Origin of the sequence: Bradyrhizobium genosp. P, assembly GCF_049949265.1 — a bacterium.
Taxonomy (GTDB): domain Bacteria; phylum Pseudomonadota; class Alphaproteobacteria; order Rhizobiales; family Xanthobacteraceae; genus Bradyrhizobium.
The window spans coordinates 5,568,230-5,583,313 of record NZ_CP188195.1; the positions used below are offsets into that span (position 1 = coordinate 5,568,230).

A 15,084-nucleotide genomic window follows, 5' to 3' on the forward strand; every position below is an offset into this window, starting at 1 on the left:
ACCGACTGAAGCCCGGCCTGATCAGGCCGGGCTTTGGATTCGTGCCGCCGCTTCGTCGTCCAGCATCGCGATCGACGCCAATGCGGTGGCGGTGTGCTTTTCCTTGCCATCGATCACGCAGAATACGTCGGCCGCGACCACCGCGACCTGGCGTCCCGGCTTGATCACCCGCGCCCGGCAGATCAGGCGATCGCCGGACGCCGGCGACAGCAAATTCAACTTGTATTCCGCCGTCAGCGCCGGCTGCCCGCGCGACGTTGCGGCCGCGATCGTGGTGGCATTGTCGACGAGAAACGCTGTCACCCCACCGTGAAACAGGCCGTGCTGCTGCAACAGCTCGGGCCGCCGGTCGACCGCCAGCGTGCAGGCGCCGCGCGACAATTCCGCCAATTCCGCGCCGACATGGCCCATGAAGCCCTGCCGGCCGACATTGGCGCGAATCCGTGCCGCGATCGGTGCAAAATCCGTATCGGTTTCGGTCATGACGCCCCTCCTGCTATTCCCTGTGCGCCCGGCGCCACCACCGCGCGGATCGCGCAGGCAATCAGCGTCTCGACCTGGTCGCGCGGATCGCTGCGGTCGCGGCCTGACAGATAGGCGCGGCAGAAGATCTGCGCCGGTCCGATGATCTGGCTGAAGAACAGGATCGCGCTCATTGGCAGCAATTCGCCGCGCGCCAGCAGCGGCGCCCGCCAGCGCTCGATGCCTTCGGCGAGCCGCGAATTCTCGGCGCGCTGGGCGCCGCGCACCTCGTCGCTCCATTCGCTGCGCGAAATCTCGAACAGGAAGCGCGCCTCGCGCCTGAAGGTCACGACCCATTCGAGATGAGCGTGGATCAGCCGCGCAACGCCTTCGCTCGCGCCACATTTGTCGTCGACCGCGGACACGATCGCGGCGTGGTAACCCTGCAGGATCCCGAGGAACAGGGTTCCGGCGAGCTCCTTCTTCGACGCGAAGAAATGGAAGAAGCTGCCATTGGAGGCCCGTGCCCGGGTTCGGATCGCGGCAACGGTCGCGCCCTCGAACCCGTCCTGGTCAAACACCGCCAGTCCCGCGGCCAATAGATCCTCGCGCGCTGTGGTCACCCGGCTGCCCTCCGCCTAGATCATAACTCTAGAGTTTTACTCTAGTTGACGTCAAGCGTTGGCGTGGACTCTGGCGGCTCGGCATTGGCGACTACCTTGAGGTCGGCGGTTCCGGCGGACCGGCCGGCGCGACGGCAGCCGGCGGGGGTGGCGCGTTTACCGTCAGCGGCCGCGGCGCTGGCGAAGCGGCCGCAACCGGCTGAGGTGCGGCAGGTGCCGGGGAGGCAGCCGGGGCCACGGTCGCGGCCGGAGGTGCCGGCGTGACCGGGGGAACCGGATCCGAGCGCAGCGGGGCTTGCTCGCTGCCGGCGCCCTCTTTGGGGGCATCCACCTTTGCACTGTCCGACTTGTCGGGCCTGGCGCTCGGTGGCTTTTCGGCCTCGCCTTTGGCGGCAGGCTCCGTCTTGGCGGACTGGGCCTTGGAATCGTCAGCGGGCGTCTCGCCCTTCGTCGCATCGTCGGGCTTCTCCTCGACCGGCTTGCGGCGCCGGCCGAGCTTGTGGCGTGATGGCTTGCCCTCGCCTGCGGCTTCCGGCGTTTGACCATCCGCCGGCGCGGCGCCTTCCGGCGTCTCGCTCGGGCGCGCCAGGCGCCTGCCCTTGCGGCCCGGGTGTCCCTCGGCCGGGTTCAGCCCGTCCGCGTCAGGCTTTGCGGCCTCTTGCGGCGCCGCAGCCGGATGCTGTCGGCGGCTCGGGCGCTCGGCCTGCTCTGGCGAAGCCGATTGCGTGGCTTCCTGCCCGGCTTCCTTGCTGCCTTCTTTCCCCCCCTCTCTGCGGCCCTTGGCGCCTTTCGGCTGATCCTTGGCCTGGTAGCGCGGATCGTTGGCGCCGTTCGAGATCAGATAGGACGCAAGCACCGAGGCCATGTCGCTCGAGGTCGTATAATGCTGGCGCAGGAAGCCCGGCAGCGACGAGGCCGGCACGGTTTTCAGAAGGCCGCGCGGGCCCTTGTGGCACGCCGTGCAGGCGCCGGAAAATATCTGGGAGGGGCTTTTGCCGGCCTCGAGGTTTTGTGCGTGCGCTGATCCTGCCGACAGGCAGCCAATCAGAAGCATCACCGTTGCCAGACTGAGGGCTCGGCTCGACATTCCCTAGGTCTCCAGATCAGAAAAAATTGCCGCGGCGCATCGTGGACCGGTCGCGGCGGTCACCTTGTAGCCGATTATCATGCGAATGGAAGCGCATCCGTGACGCCTCCACGTTATTGTCACATTTCGGAATATCGGCTTTGACGACAACGCAATACCGCATTCCAAAACCACGCTTATGTTTCCGATGGGGACACGTTGGAAGAACTCCGGCAGTGTCAGGCGCAAGCAGCTTGCCGTTCCGTTGGTGTTACGATGGATCGATTGTTGCGATATTTCCTGGGGCGGTTCATCCGCCGCGGTTCGATGACATTCACGACCGCGAGCGGGATGAGATTCACCTGCGGTGACGGCAGCGGTGTTCCGGTTGCCGCACGTTTCCTGACCACTTCGGCCGAAACCCGCATCCTCCTCGATCCCGAACTCTATCTCGGCGAAGCTTTTATGGACGGCTCTTTCGTGGTGGAGCAAGGCACCATCGCGGATGCACTGGCGATCCTGATGGGTCAGGCGAGAATGCTGCCGAACTTTGCCCGGCTGCAAGCCTGGCTGCGCTTTCTCGGACGGCGCGCCCAACAGCTCAATCTGCGCGGCAAGTCGAGGACCAATGTCGCCAGTCACTACGATCTCGACGGCCGCCTGTACTCGCTCTTCCTCGACGCGGACAAGCAATACAGCTGCGCCTATTTCGAAACGCCTGACGCGACGCTGGATGACGCCCAGCTCGCCAAGAAGCGTCACCTCGCCGCCAAACTCATGATCCGGCCCGGCGACAGCATCCTCGACATCGGCTCCGGCTGGGGCGGCCTCGGAATTTATCTCGCCGAGATGACGGGGGCTAACGTGACCGGCGTCACGCTGTCGACCGAGCAGTTTCAGATTTCCAACGCCCGCGCGGCTGAACGGAACGTGGCGCCCTCGGCGCGTTTCGTGCTGCAGGACTATCGCGATATCCCCGGGCCGTTCGACCGCATCGTCTCGGTCGGCATGTTCGAGCATGTCGGGGTCGCCTTCTACGAGACTTTCTTCAAGCGCTGTGCCGAACTCCTCAGCGAGAACGGTGTCATGATGCTGCATTCGATCGGCCGCTCGACCGGACCTGATGTCACCAGCCCCTGGATCAGGAAATACATCTTCCCCGGCGGCTACATTCCGGCGCTGTCGGAAGTCATGCCCGCGATCGAGAAGGCCGGCCTCCTGATCTGCGACATGGAGATCCTGCGGCTGCACTATGCCGAGACGCTGAAGGCGTGGCGCGACCGCTTCATGGCGCGGCGCGAGGAAGCCGTCCGGCTTTATGATGAGCGTTTTGCCCGGATGTGGGAGTTCTATCTGGCCGCGTCGGAGATGTCGTTCCGCGTGCAAAACATGATGAACTTCCAACTCCAGCTCACCAAGCGCCAAGGCGTTGTGCCGATCACCCGCGACTACATCATGCACGAGGAAGCAAGTTTGCGGGCCAAGGAGCAGAATGCCGCCCAGCCGCGGCTGCGGCTCGCTGGCGAGTAGGTCCGGCGAAAAGCGCAATGCTGGAGCCATTCCCTCCGTTCCTATGGAGCCGGAACGAAGCGCGAAATTGTTGATCTGGCGCGATTTTCTGACGGGAAGCAGTATCCGCTTCGCTCGAAAGCGGTCTAGTTCCGGAGGCTGTAGGCCGAGCCGTATTGGGCGAACGCGCTCGACGGCCGCGCCAGATGGGCCGTAACGGCCGAGATCAGCTCGGCATCGCAGGGAACGGTCCGGAGTTCCGGACGGGCGACCCGTTCCATGGCGTCGATCAGCGACGACAGCCAGCGCCGGTCCAGGCTGTCCGCCTGCCCGACCTGAAACCGCGATGTCTGAAACTCCCGAGCCATCACTACCGTATCTCGTCTGAGCGGGATCAACCCGGAAACCGTCCGGGAGTTCCCGCGACCATGCCGCAAATAAAATGCGGCTGATGTGATCTGCTTCACAGAGGCCCCGTCCGGACTGTCGTAGTGGTCCGGAATGGCCCCAGAAACGTACCAGACGATGTTGGATCCACAGCGCGATATCGCGACCGATTATGTACTGATCGCAACCGGCGTTGCCGCCGCCTTGATCGCGCTTGCCTTCCTCATCCTGGTCTGAGGACGCGACGCGAACCGCCCCCTCACCTCTCCGTGTGTCCGGCGCGCGAAAAGGTTCAGGCCGATTCGCGCTTTTATCGGTGACGTCGCTGGACGGTGACGCGCTGCCCGGCTTTGGACCAAACCTCGTCAAGCGGAATGCATCGGGCGGTTCGGGATTCAAACCCTGCGTTGTGTGAATCGTGCATAAGGCACATCCGTCCTTTCGCTTCATGTCGGGCTGGCGCTTGATCGCCGGCCCATATCCGAAAATCCCAGTAACGACGAAATCAGAAGAATAAGCTCGTCCATGGCCTTGATTGATTCGAACGTCCACAAGCTCGCACCCGACGCCGGAACACCGGCCTTTCGCAGTGCGCCGCACAACATCGAAGCGGAACAGAGCCTTCTGGGCGCGATCCTGGTCAACAATGACGCTTTCTACCGGGTGTCGGACTTCCTGGAGGCGAAACACTTCTTCGAGCCCCTGCACCAGACCATCTATGAGACCGCGAGCTCGCTGATCCGGATGGGCAAGGTGGCAACGCCCGTCACCCTGAAGACCTTCCTGCCGGCCGATACCGACATCGGCGGCATGACGGTGAGCCAATACCTCGCCCGCCTGGCCGCTGAAGCGACCACCATCATCAACGCCCAGGACTACGGCCGTACCGTCTATGACCTCAGCCTGCGCCGCGACCTGATCCGGATCGGCGAGGACATCGTCAACGTCGCCTTCGACGCGCCAGTCGATTTTGCTCCGCGCGCGCAGATCGAGGACGCCGAGCGGCAGCTCTACGGCCTTGCCGAGACCGGTCGCTATGACGGCGGCTTCCAGCGTTTCTCGCAGGCGCTCACGGTTGCCGTCGACATGGCGGCCAAGGCGTTCCAGCGCGACGGCAAACTGTCGGGGGTCTCGACCGGCCTGCGCGACCTCGACACCAAGATGGGTGGATTGCAGCAGTCCGACCTCATCATCCTCGCCGGCCGTCCCGGCATGGGCAAGACTTCGCTCGCCACCAACATCGCCTACAACATAGCCCGAGCCTATCAGGGCGAGGTGCAGGCGGACGGCACCACCAAGGCGGTCAACGGTGGCGCGGTCGGCTTCTTCTCCTGCGAAATGAGCGGCGAGCAGCTCGCCACCCGTATTCTCGCCGAGCGCACCGGCATTCCCTCGAGCTCGATCCGCCGCGGCGGCATCTCTGAACTGGACTTCGAGAAGATCCGCGACTGCTCGATCGAGCTGCAGTCGCTGCCCTTCTATGTCGACGAAACCGGCGGCCTGTCGATCTCGCAGCTCACCGCGCGCGCCCGCCGGCTCAAGCGCCAGAAGGGCCTTGACCTGATCGTGATCGACTACATCCAGCTCTTGCAGGGCTCGGGCAAGCGCGGCACCGAGAACCGCGTCCAGGAAATCACCGAGATCACCACCAATCTGAAGGCGTTGGCCAAGGAATTGAACGTCCCGATCATCGCTCTGTCGCAGCTCTCGCGTCAGGTCGAAAACCGCGAGGACAAGCGGCCGCAGCTCTCCGACCTGCGTGAATCCGGCTCGATCGAGCAGGACGCCGACGTCGTGCTGTTCGTGTATCGCGAGGAATACTACCTCGCCAACAAGGAGCCGCGCCCCGGCACCGCGGAGCACGCGACATGGCAACTTGAAATGGAGCGGGCGCTCGGCAAGGCCGAAGTCATCATCGGCAAGCAGCGCCACGGCCCGACCGGCACCGTCGAACTGCACTTCGAAGCCAGCGTGACGCGATTCGGTGACCTCGTGCCCGATGGCCAGGTTCCGGATCGCGGTTACTGACCAGGGGACGCGGTTGAACGAGCGAAGCCGCGCGCGTAGAACTGACACATGAACATCGTGACCGACGCGAAAGCGCAATTGACGCCCGAAGCCAACCTGATGGCGGCCCATCCGACCGCCACCGGTATCCTGACCGTCGACCTCGACGCCGTCGTCGCCAACTGGCGCAAGCTCGAAAAGACCGCGGTGCCGGCCGAATGCGCTGCGGTGGTAAAGGCCAACGCCTATGGCTGTGGCGCCGAGCAGGTCACGCGTGCGCTCGCCAATGCCGGCTGCAAGACCTTCTTCGTCGCCACGGTCGAGGAAGCTGCCATCGTGCGCGCGGCGGCGCCGACCGCGACGGTGTACTCGCTCAGTGGCTTCTTCCAGAATTCCGGCGACGCCTACGCCAAGATCGACTGCAAGCCTGTCATCGGCGATCTCAACGAACTCGCCGAATGGGACGTGTTCTGCCGCCGCTCGGGCTGGTCCGGCGGCGCCGCTGTTCATATCGACACCGGCATGAACCGGCTCGGGCTTACGGTCACCGAGGCCCAGGGCATCATCCCGCGCATCAATGCCGGCGACCATGGCATCACGCTGGTGATGAGCCACCTCACCTCCGCCGAGCTGCTCAACAATCCCGCCAATGCCAAGCAGCTTTCGGCGTTCCGTGAAATCGCGAGCCTGTTCACGGGCGTGCCGGCTTCGCTTGCGAACTCCTCCGGCGTCTTCCTCGGCGGCCAGTTCCAGTTCGAGCTGGTGCGGCCGGGCTGCGCGCTCTACGGCGTCAACCCGACGCCGGAAGCCGACAACCCGATGCAGCAGGTCGTCGACCTCAAGGCGCGCATCGTGCAAATCCGCAACATCGACCGCGGCGAGACCGTGGGCTATGGCGGCACCTGGACCGCGCGGCGGCCGACCCGCCTTGCTATCGTCGCCGCCGGCTATGCCGATGGCTATTTCCGCGCGGCAAGCGCCAATGACGGCACCCGCGGCGCCGAGGTCGTGGTCGCCGGCAAGCGCTGTCCGATTGCGGGGCGCATCTCGATGGACCTGATCGCGGTCGACATCACCGATCTCGAGAAGAATGCCGTGCGGCGCGGCCACATGGTGACGCTGATCGGCGAAGGCATCACCGTCGACGAGGTCGCGCATCATTTCGGCACTATCGGCTATGAGGTGCTGACCAGCCTCGGCCGCCGCTTCCTGCGCATCTACAAGGGCGGCAATGCCGTCGCTGAAAAGGTCGACGCGGTTGCCAAGGACGAGAAGAACGAGACGGTCGCCGCGCCGGCCGCACCGCCGCCTTTGCCCGAGCAAATGCCGGCATCGAGCTGACCGAAGGCTCCGCGATCGCATACCCCAATGAAGATCGCGACCTTCAACATCAACAGCATCAACCGCCGCTTGCCGAACCTGTTGCGCTGGCTGCGCGCCGCGAAGCCCGATGTCGTCAGCCTGCAGGAGCTCAAGGCCTCCGACGCCGAGTTTCCGCTGGCCGCGATCGAAAAGGCCGGTTACGGCGCGGTGTGGCGCGGACAGAAGACCTGGAACGGCGTCGCCATTCTCGCGCGCAAGGCCGAGCCGGTCCTGATCCGCACCGCCCTGCCCGGCGACCGCAACGACCAGGACGCGCGTTACATCGAAGCCGCGGTGCGCGGCATCGTCGTCACCAGCCTTTATTTGCCGAACGGCAATCCGCAGCCTGGGCCGAAATTCGACTATAAGCTCGCCCGGTTCAAGCGGCTGCGCGCGCACGCGGCAAAGCTGCTCAAGCAGGATGTCCCGGTCGTGCTTGCCGGCGACTACAATGTCGCGCCCACCGCGCGCGAAATCTACCCGACGCGTTCCTGGGACAAGGACGCGCTGATCCAGCCGAAAAGCCGCGCAGCATTCAAGGCGCTGGTCGACCAGGGCTGGTGCGACGCGATCCGCGAATTGCATCCGGACATGCCGATGTTCACCTTCTGGGACTACAAGCGCAATCGCTGGCCGCGCGATGCCGGTCTGCGGCTCGATCATCTCCTGCTCAGCCCCGCGCTGACGCCGCGGCTCGCGAAAGCCGGTGTGGACCGAGATATCCGCGGCGAAGAAGGAGCGAGCGATCACGCGCCGGCGTGGGTGGTGTTGAAGTCGTGAGATGCTGCGCTCCAACCGCGCTGTCGTCCCGGCAAGACCCGCGCCACCGCCGTCGTCCCGGAAGGCCGCAGGGCTATCGCATATGGCACTCATGGCTTCTGCAACTGACATGTCCACGTCGTCGTGGCCGGGACAAGCCGGGCGAGCCATGGAACGTGGGCTCGCGGGGCGAGCCATGGAACGTGGGCTGATAGCCATATGTGATAGCCTGCCGTCGCAGGGGCGCACTGCCAAAATACCGAAAACAACCCCATGCAAAGTAGCCGGCGGCTGCCGGCGTTCGGCACGACAATTTGACACGCCGAGGCTGGGCAAATCAGTGGCATGGGGCGTCACCATCGCTTCGGAGCGCGCAGATGGGCTTTGTCTTCGTCCTCATCGTCGGCCTGATCGCCGGCACCATCTCCGGCATCGTCGGCACCGGCTCGTCGATCATGCTGATGCCGGTGCTGATCTATCAATTCGGGCCGAAGCAGGCGGTGCCGATCATGGCGGTCGCAGCCGTAATGGCCAACCTGTCGCGCATCCTGGCGTGGTGGCGCGAGGTCGACTGGCGCGCCTGCGCCGCCTACTCGGTAACCGGAATCCCTGCGGCCGCGCTCGGCGCGCGGACGCTGCTCGCCCTGCCCTCGCACGTGGTCGACGCCGCGATCGGCGTGTTCCTGATCGCAATGGTGCCGGTACGGCACTGGCTGGTGCGGCACGAGCTGAAAGCCAATCTCTGGCATCTGGCGATCGGCGGCGCCGTCATCGGCTATCTCACCGGCATCGTGGTCTCGACCGGCCCGCTCAGCGTGCCGCTGTTTCTGTTCTATGGCCTTTCCAAGGGCGCGTTTCTCGCCACCGAAGCGGCAAGCTCGCTCGGGCTCTACCTCAGCAAGTCAGTCACCTTCGAGCACTTCGGCGCGCTGACATCGGACGTCGCACTGAAAGGCCTGATCGCCGGCGCCTCGCTGATGTCGGGCGCCTTCATCGCCAAGCGCTTCGTGCTGCATCTCAAGCCGGAGGTGTTTCGCCTGTTGATGGACGGCATCATGCTCGCCGCCGGCGCGTCGCTGCTGTGGTCGGCGGCGACGTCCTAGGCTCGGAGAGCGACAATCTATTTGACGTTCGTCTCGGCCGCGATCAGCTCCTTACCCTCAGCGGTGCGGATCGTCAGCCGCACCCGATCGCCGCTGCCGCCAGAGGGAAGCGGCGCGGAAACACGATTTCCGTTCTTCGGATCGGCCGTCACCGTATCGTCGAACACGACAGCATCGCCGCGCATCAGCATGACCCGTAACGGCGCAGTCGGCGCGATGCTGAAGAACTGAAGGTTCACACGGGATGTATCAGTCGAGAGATTGACCAGGATGTTCTCGTTCGCCTGCGTCACGTCGCTCATGCCGACGGTCGGGCTGTAGGTTTCAGCGACAGACATTTCGTCGAGCGCGGCAAGCTGCGCGGTGTGGAAGAACTGGTCTGACACACCGGCCCACAACTCGACATAAGGCTGCGCTTCGGTCGGCGCCTTGCGGGGGTCGGCTGCGCTGGTGAACGCGGAAAATCCCCACGTCCACATTTTCAGGCCTCGCGTCACCTTGTTGTCGGCGATGCGGATGATGCCCTCTTCATTGTCGTGGTTGATCACGCCCCAGAAATTGCCGCCCTGCATGTCGGGCGCGGCATAGGCGATGCCCATCGACGGCCAGTTCTTAAAGGCGCGCAGCTTTTCGAAACGATAGGTGTCTGGGCCGGCGCGGGCGTCGCCCTCGGCAATGTTCGTCGACCAGGCGGGCGTGGTGTAGGTCGTAACGGGCGCGATGATCTCGGCGCCTGCGGTGGTCCCGGGATTGTTCGGGTCGGAGCCCGGTGCAAGCGTGGTGCAGGTCCAGTACTCGTAGTCGATCGGTTTGGCTTGCGTGTTCTTCAGCACCACGCGCACATCGAGCGCGGCACGACCGGCCTTCAGCGTGACATAGCTGGTCGCCTCGATGCCGGTCTCGCCGGTGAACCGCTTCGGTGCGGCGGAATAGGCGAAATCGTCCTTCAGCGACATCGCCACCGTCACCTCGGATTCCGTCTGCGTCACCACCCGGAAATCCCACGGCTTCAACCAGGTGCGGCCATGCTCGGGATCGGGAAAGGTCGGGAAGATGCCGCCATACACCATCAGCCAGTCATAGTAGAAATTCCCGGCCTTCATCCCGTAGGGCACGCCCACTTTGGTGCGATAGAGTTGTTCGTGACCGGTCGGCTTGTAGATGATGGACAGTATCCGCCCGCCGAACTCGGGCACCAGCGTCACCTTCAGATAGCGGTTCTCAAGCACGTGGGTGTGGAACGTGCGGTCGACGATGACCGATTTGTCGAGGGAGCCGTCGACGAAGCCGTTGTCCGCCGTGGTCGCGTATTTGACGGTGCTCCAGGCGATTGTGGACTCGGTCAGCGAAACGCTGTCAGGCGAGGGCGACGCCGCGTGAACGGTGGCGTGAGGCGTGCAGACTGCCGAAACCAGCGCAATGGCGAAACAGACGCGAACGGGACGGACAGCAAGACTTGCCATTGACGTTGCCTTCGAACGGGAGCGGCAATTCTAGTCTATCAACGCTTCCAGGGACATGCGCGCGAGGCGCCTAACTTCGCCAAGCCTGCGCAGCTCGGGCGCTGGACCGGCGCGCGACCACGACCGCACGGGATGCGGAGGCTTTGTCGCCTTTAGTTTAAGCAATCGGCGGTTGAAAAGTACATCGAACGATAGCTAAGCTGATCGGACCTTCGCGCAACAAGCTGCTCGCGAAACATTCTATGCCGAGCGGCAAACGATGATTGGCGTCCGTGGCGGTATCATTTAAGTTTGATGAGGTTGGAATCTGGTCTGAGCTAAAGCTCGAGATCGTTGAAAAATACGGATCAGCCTATACGAGCGCCTTTGCCAACCAGAAAGGTTTGAAGAAACTCTACGTCGACGCTTTCAGTGGCGCCGGCGTCCACATCTCAAAGCGAAGTGGTGGACCGATCGACGGCAGCCCAGCGCGTGCGTTAAAAACGACGCCCCCCTTCGATGGTTTCTTTTTCATCGATATGGACGCACACAAAACAGCGCACTTAAGACGGCTGTGTGCCAATCGCGGTGACGTCCATATCGAAACAGGCGACGCTTCCAAATATCTCACGCAGGTCCTTCTGCCAACGATCAGATACGAGCACTTCAAGCGAGCGCTCTGCCTCTTTGATCCCTACGGTCTTCACTTGGAATGGAGCGCGATGGAGATGGCAGGCCAGTCTCACGCCGTTGACATGTTTCTGAACTTCCCAGTGATGGACATGAATAGGAATGCGATTTGGCGGAACCCCGATGCCGTTCCGAGGGATGGCATAGATCGGATGAACCGCTTTTGGGGCGACGAAACTTGGAGAGAAACGGCCTACGCAGAACATCCGCAAGGCAACTTGTTCGGTGCACCAGACATCGTAAAGCAAAGCAATGAGGCTATCGTACGCGCTTTTCAGGAAAGGCTGCGCAAAGTAGCTGGATTCCAGTTCGTCCCTGAGCCCTTGCCGATGAAAAACAGTACCAACGCGGTTGTGTACTACTTATTCTTTGCTTCACAGAAGCCGGTTGCGCAAAAGATCATCGAGGGAATCTTTAATAAATACCGATGAGACTACGGCCGTAAATCAGGCATCTCATCGTATGTCTTGCCGTTCAGTACACGACCGGCGGCTTTCTTGTTTTTTCCACCCCATTGTTTGAAGAAGAAAGCCGTTCCAGAAGCACGGCACATCGCCTCGATCTCGTCGACCCATTCAGGTCGCATCTCGCGAGCGCGCGGGCCGCTTTCTCCACCGACGATCGCCCAGTGGATGTCGGTCAGATCGCCTTCCGCTACGGACCCGATCAAGGGCTCAAGGGAAACAAACCTGACCGCAGCAGGCACCTGCCGGATCGCGTCCAGACGAGCGAGGACACGATTATCTTCAACGCTGGTGCCGAGCCAGACGTTCGGGAGGATTTCGAACTGTCTTTGAGCCAGAACCATAGCCATGCGCTCGGGACGCTTTGTAAGGATTTGATAGGTGTGTCGGGATGTGTCCTTCATGACGTCCCAAACCCGAGCAATGAATTCAATCGGAACGTCATCGTGAAACAAATCGGACATTGAATTCACAAACACCTTTCGCGGCTTCGACCACGTCTTGGGTGTGTCCAGCGATGCGTAATCCAAACGAATCTTACCGGTCCATACGGCACGTTTTCCACTTTTCCGGGTCAGACCGCGGTACTTCTGAGTGCCCATTGCCTCAAGCCTTGCCGCCATTCGCATCGCGTAGCAGTTCGTACAGCCTGCGGTGAGTACGGTGCAGCCGGCCACAGGATTCCAAGTTGCGTCAGTCCACTCGATTGATGTCTCAGCCATTGGATTCTCCCAACTCAACTTGGATGTGGCGCGTGCAAGCAAGGTAACGAAAACTTCTTACCCAAGGATTCCTGTCGCCTTCCGAACCCTTTGACGTGGGGAGGAAATCAGGTTAAAGAACAAAATAAGAACGATCAAGCTAGCGCCACGCGTTGCTGGCCACGTATATGACAAGCCGCTTCCTCTCAATTGATTCCCCAATGGCCAAATCCACCCTCTCCTTTGTCTGCCAGAACTGCGGCGCGGCGTATAATCGCTGGCAAGGCAAGTGCGAGTCCTGCGGCGAGTGGAATACGCTGGCCGAGGAAGACGCCACCGGCTCGGTGCCGGTCTCGATCCGCTCCAGGCGCAAGGGGCGGACGTTCGCGCTGGAAAGCCTGACCGGCAAAAGCCAGGATGCCCCGCGCACCTCCTCCGGCATGGCCGAACTCGATCGCGTCACCGGCGGCGGTTTCGTGCGCGGCTCGGTGCTTTTGGTCGGCGGCGATCCCGGTATCGGCAAATCGACGCTGCTGACCCAGGCCACCAGCATGATGGCGCGCGCCGGGCATCGCGCGGTCTACATATCGGGCGAAGAGGCGGTGGCGCAGGTGCGGCTGCGGGCCGAGCGGCTGGGGCTCGCTGATGCGCCGGTGCAGCTGGCAGCCGAGACCTCGGTCGAGGACATCGTCTCGACGCTCTCGGAAGGCGCCGTGCCGCGCCTGATCGTGATCGATTCGATCCAGACCATGTGGACCGACACGGTGGAATCGGCGCCCGGCACCGTGACCCAGGTCCGCGCCTCCGCGCAGGCGCTGATACGATTTGCCAAGAAGACCGGCGCCGCGATCATCCTGGTCGGCCACGTCACCAAGGACGGCCAGATCGCCGGCCCCCGCGTGGTCGAGCACATGGTCGACGCCGTGCTGTCGTTCGAGGGCGAAGGCTCGCAACAATTCCGCATCCTGCGCGCGGTGAAGAACCGCTTTGGCGCGACCGACGAGATCGGGGTGTTCGAGATGACGGGGCTGGGCCTGCGCGAAGTCACCAACCCCTCCGAATTGTTCCTGTCTGAACGTGACCAAGGAAGCCCCGGCACAGCGGTGTTTGCCGGCATCGAGGGCACCCGCCCGGTGCTGGTCGAATTGCAGGCATTGGTGGCGCCGACCTCGCTCGGCACGCCCCGGCGCGCCGTGGTCGGCTGGGATCCGAGCCGGCTGTCGATGGTGCTGGCGGTGCTGGAGGCCCATTGCGGGGTGAAGCTCTCTGGGCACGACGTGTACCTCAATGTCGCCGGCGGCCTGCGCATTCAGGAACCCGCAGCCGACATGGCCGCGGCCGCGGCGCTGGTGTCGTCGCTGGTGAACGCACAGTTGCCGACGGATGCGGTCTATTTCGGCGAGATTTCGCTCTCCGGCGCGGTCCGCCCGGTGGCGCAGACGTCGGCGAGGCTGAAGGAAGCCGCCAAGCTCGGCTTCGGCCGCGCCATCCTGCCCGAATCGGCCCGTGGCGACGTCGGCGGCGATGCCGGTCTCATCCTCAACAGCGTCGGCAATCTGACCACTTTGGTTGCCGAAATCGCCGCGCGCGGGACCCCTCGGGGCGGTCGGGGTACGCCAAGAGGCGACCAGGCGGCGTCACGGGAGCCTGAAGCGACTGAGAAAAATGCCACACCGGCCCGATTCCGTCGCGAGAACAGCTAAAGCGGCGTGACGTATCAGCGCCCCGCCGCTATACATCCGCCGCGCGGGAAAGGTTGCCGTCCGGCCTTGCCGGATGCGCCCGACGCGCTTCAGTTAGGACGGCACCGAGTTTGCCGATTCGCGAGAGCTTTAAACAGCGTACCTGAACGTACCAGCGGACCTGACCAGCCGATGCCGATAACGATACTCGATCTCGTCCTGCTCGGGGTGATGCTGATCTCGGGCCTGCTTGCCATGGTGCGCGGCTTCATGCGCGAGATCCTGTCGATCGCCGCCTGGGGCGCCGCGGCGCTGGTCACGCTGTATGCTTTCTCGAAGCTGCTGCCGACCGCCAAGACTTATTTCAACAACGACACGATCGCAGCGGCGGTCGTGGTGGCCGGCGTCTTCATCGGCACCCTGATCGTGGTCTCCATCATCACGGTGCGGATTTCAGACATGATCCTGGATTCGCGGATCGGCGCGCTCGACCGCACCCTCGGCTTCCTGTTCGGCCTCGCCCGCGGCCTGCTGATCGTGGTCGTGGCGTTCATGTTCTTCAGCTGGCTGGTCCCGGACAAGCAACGGCCCGACTGGGTGACCGGGGCGAAATCCCGGGTGGTGCTGCAAGGAACCGGGGATTGGCTGATGTCGCTCTTGCCTGACGACCCCGAGAACACCATCTTAAAGAAATTCAAAAAGAATAAGCCCGACGATGATTTTGCCGATACCGATCAGGCCGCGCCTGCGTCGGGCGACGGCTATAGCAAACCCGCTCGCGACAGCCTCAAAAAGCTGATCGAGAAACCGGCGGGCCAGTAACTTTT

The 15,084-nt window shown here is 63.2% G+C and carries 15 protein-coding genes; 9 read left to right on the top strand and 6 right to left on the bottom strand.

Annotated elements, in window-relative coordinates; translation table 11 throughout:
• Window positions 1–21: 21 nt before the first annotated feature.
• The 3 genes from ACP2YO_RS27015 to ACP2YO_RS27025 all read right to left on the bottom strand — a co-directional run bounded on the left by ACP2YO_RS27015 (window position 22) and on the right by ACP2YO_RS27025 (window position 2,172).
• Window positions 22–483, bottom strand: coding sequence for a PaaI family thioesterase (locus tag ACP2YO_RS27015; protein WP_426434208.1), 462 nt, complete (start codon window positions 481–483; stop codon window positions 22–24).
• Window positions 480–1,085 (bottom strand): TetR/AcrR family transcriptional regulator, encoded by a 606-nt coding sequence (locus ACP2YO_RS27020; protein ID WP_426434209.1) that lies wholly within the window; start codon window positions 1,083–1,085, stop codon window positions 480–482. The genes ACP2YO_RS27015 and ACP2YO_RS27020 overlap by 4 nt, the downstream gene beginning before the upstream one ends.
• Before the next feature lie 91 nt (window positions 1,086–1,176).
• Window positions 1,177–2,172 carry a hypothetical protein gene (locus tag ACP2YO_RS27025; RefSeq protein ID WP_426434210.1) on the bottom strand — a complete coding sequence of 332 codons (996 nt, stop codon included), beginning with the start codon at window positions 2,170–2,172 and terminating at the stop codon, window positions 1,177–1,179.
• A gap of 255 nt (window positions 2,173–2,427) precedes the next feature.
• Here ACP2YO_RS27025 and ACP2YO_RS27030 point away from each other — a divergent pair, with 255 nt between their 5' ends.
• Complete coding sequence (locus ACP2YO_RS27030) at window positions 2,428–3,681, top strand: class I SAM-dependent methyltransferase (protein WP_426434211.1); 1,254 nt, start codon at window positions 2,428–2,430, stop codon at window positions 3,679–3,681.
• 125 nt (window positions 3,682–3,806) lie between these two features.
• On the opposite strand, the gene ACP2YO_RS27035 is transcribed toward ACP2YO_RS27030, so the two are convergent.
• Window positions 3,807–4,028: a hypothetical protein gene (locus ACP2YO_RS27035; protein ID WP_426434212.1), complete on the bottom strand. Its 222-nt coding sequence runs from the start codon at window positions 4,026–4,028 to the stop codon at window positions 3,807–3,809.
• A 133-nt stretch (window positions 4,029–4,161) separates the two neighbouring features.
• Here ACP2YO_RS27035 and ACP2YO_RS27040 point away from each other — a divergent pair, with 133 nt between their 5' ends.
• The 5 genes from ACP2YO_RS27040 (at window position 4,162) to ACP2YO_RS27060 (ending at window position 9,278) form a co-directional block, all read left to right on the top strand.
• On the top strand, window positions 4,162–4,284 hold the full coding sequence (locus tag ACP2YO_RS27040) for a hypothetical protein (RefSeq protein WP_426434213.1): 123 nt from the start codon (window positions 4,162–4,164) through the stop codon (window positions 4,282–4,284).
• Window positions 4,285–4,572: 288 nt separating this feature from the next.
• Window positions 4,573–6,075, top strand: a complete 1,503-nt coding sequence (locus ACP2YO_RS27045; RefSeq protein ID WP_426434214.1) for a replicative DNA helicase — start codon at window positions 4,573–4,575, stop codon at window positions 6,073–6,075.
• 48 nt (window positions 6,076–6,123) lie between these two features.
• A complete protein-coding gene (gene alr / locus ACP2YO_RS27050; protein ID WP_426434215.1) occupies window positions 6,124–7,395 on the top strand; it encodes an alanine racemase in 1,272 nt (423 codons plus the stop codon).
• 27 nt (window positions 7,396–7,422) lie between these two features.
• A complete protein-coding gene (locus ACP2YO_RS27055; RefSeq protein WP_426434216.1) occupies window positions 7,423–8,196 on the top strand; it encodes an exodeoxyribonuclease III in 774 nt (257 codons plus the stop codon).
• Between the two features lie 356 nt (window positions 8,197–8,552).
• Window positions 8,553–9,278: a sulfite exporter TauE/SafE family protein gene (locus ACP2YO_RS27060; RefSeq protein ID WP_426434217.1), complete on the top strand. Its 726-nt coding sequence runs from the start codon at window positions 8,553–8,555 to the stop codon at window positions 9,276–9,278.
• Window positions 9,279–9,295: 17 nt separating this feature from the next.
• On the opposite strand, the gene ACP2YO_RS27065 is transcribed toward ACP2YO_RS27060, so the two are convergent.
• Complete coding sequence (locus ACP2YO_RS27065; RefSeq protein ID WP_426434218.1) at window positions 9,296–10,741, bottom strand: DUF5107 domain-containing protein; 1,446 nt, start codon at window positions 10,739–10,741, stop codon at window positions 9,296–9,298.
• Between the two features lie 272 nt (window positions 10,742–11,013).
• Here ACP2YO_RS27065 and ACP2YO_RS27070 point away from each other — a divergent pair, with 272 nt between their 5' ends.
• Window positions 11,014–11,841, top strand: a complete 828-nt coding sequence (locus ACP2YO_RS27070) for a three-Cys-motif partner protein TcmP (RefSeq protein ID WP_426434219.1) — start codon at window positions 11,014–11,016, stop codon at window positions 11,839–11,841.
• A 2-nt stretch (window positions 11,842–11,843) separates the two neighbouring features.
• Here ACP2YO_RS27070 and ACP2YO_RS27075 read toward each other — a convergent pair whose 3' ends face one another.
• Window positions 11,844–12,596 (bottom strand): DUF5131 family protein, encoded by a 753-nt coding sequence (locus ACP2YO_RS27075; protein ID WP_426434220.1) that lies wholly within the window; start codon window positions 12,594–12,596, stop codon window positions 11,844–11,846.
• A gap of 200 nt (window positions 12,597–12,796) precedes the next feature.
• Here ACP2YO_RS27075 and radA point away from each other — a divergent pair, with 200 nt between their 5' ends.
• Both radA and ACP2YO_RS27085 read left to right on the top strand, forming a co-directional pair.
• Window positions 12,797–14,278 carry a DNA repair protein RadA gene (radA, locus tag ACP2YO_RS27080; protein WP_426434221.1) on the top strand — a complete coding sequence of 494 codons (1,482 nt, stop codon included), beginning with the start codon at window positions 12,797–12,799 and terminating at the stop codon, window positions 14,276–14,278.
• A gap of 171 nt (window positions 14,279–14,449) precedes the next feature.
• Window positions 14,450–15,079, top strand: coding sequence for a CvpA family protein (locus tag ACP2YO_RS27085; RefSeq protein ID WP_426443321.1), 630 nt, complete (start codon window positions 14,450–14,452; stop codon window positions 15,077–15,079).
• The last annotated feature ends 5 nt before the right edge of the window (window positions 15,080–15,084 follow it).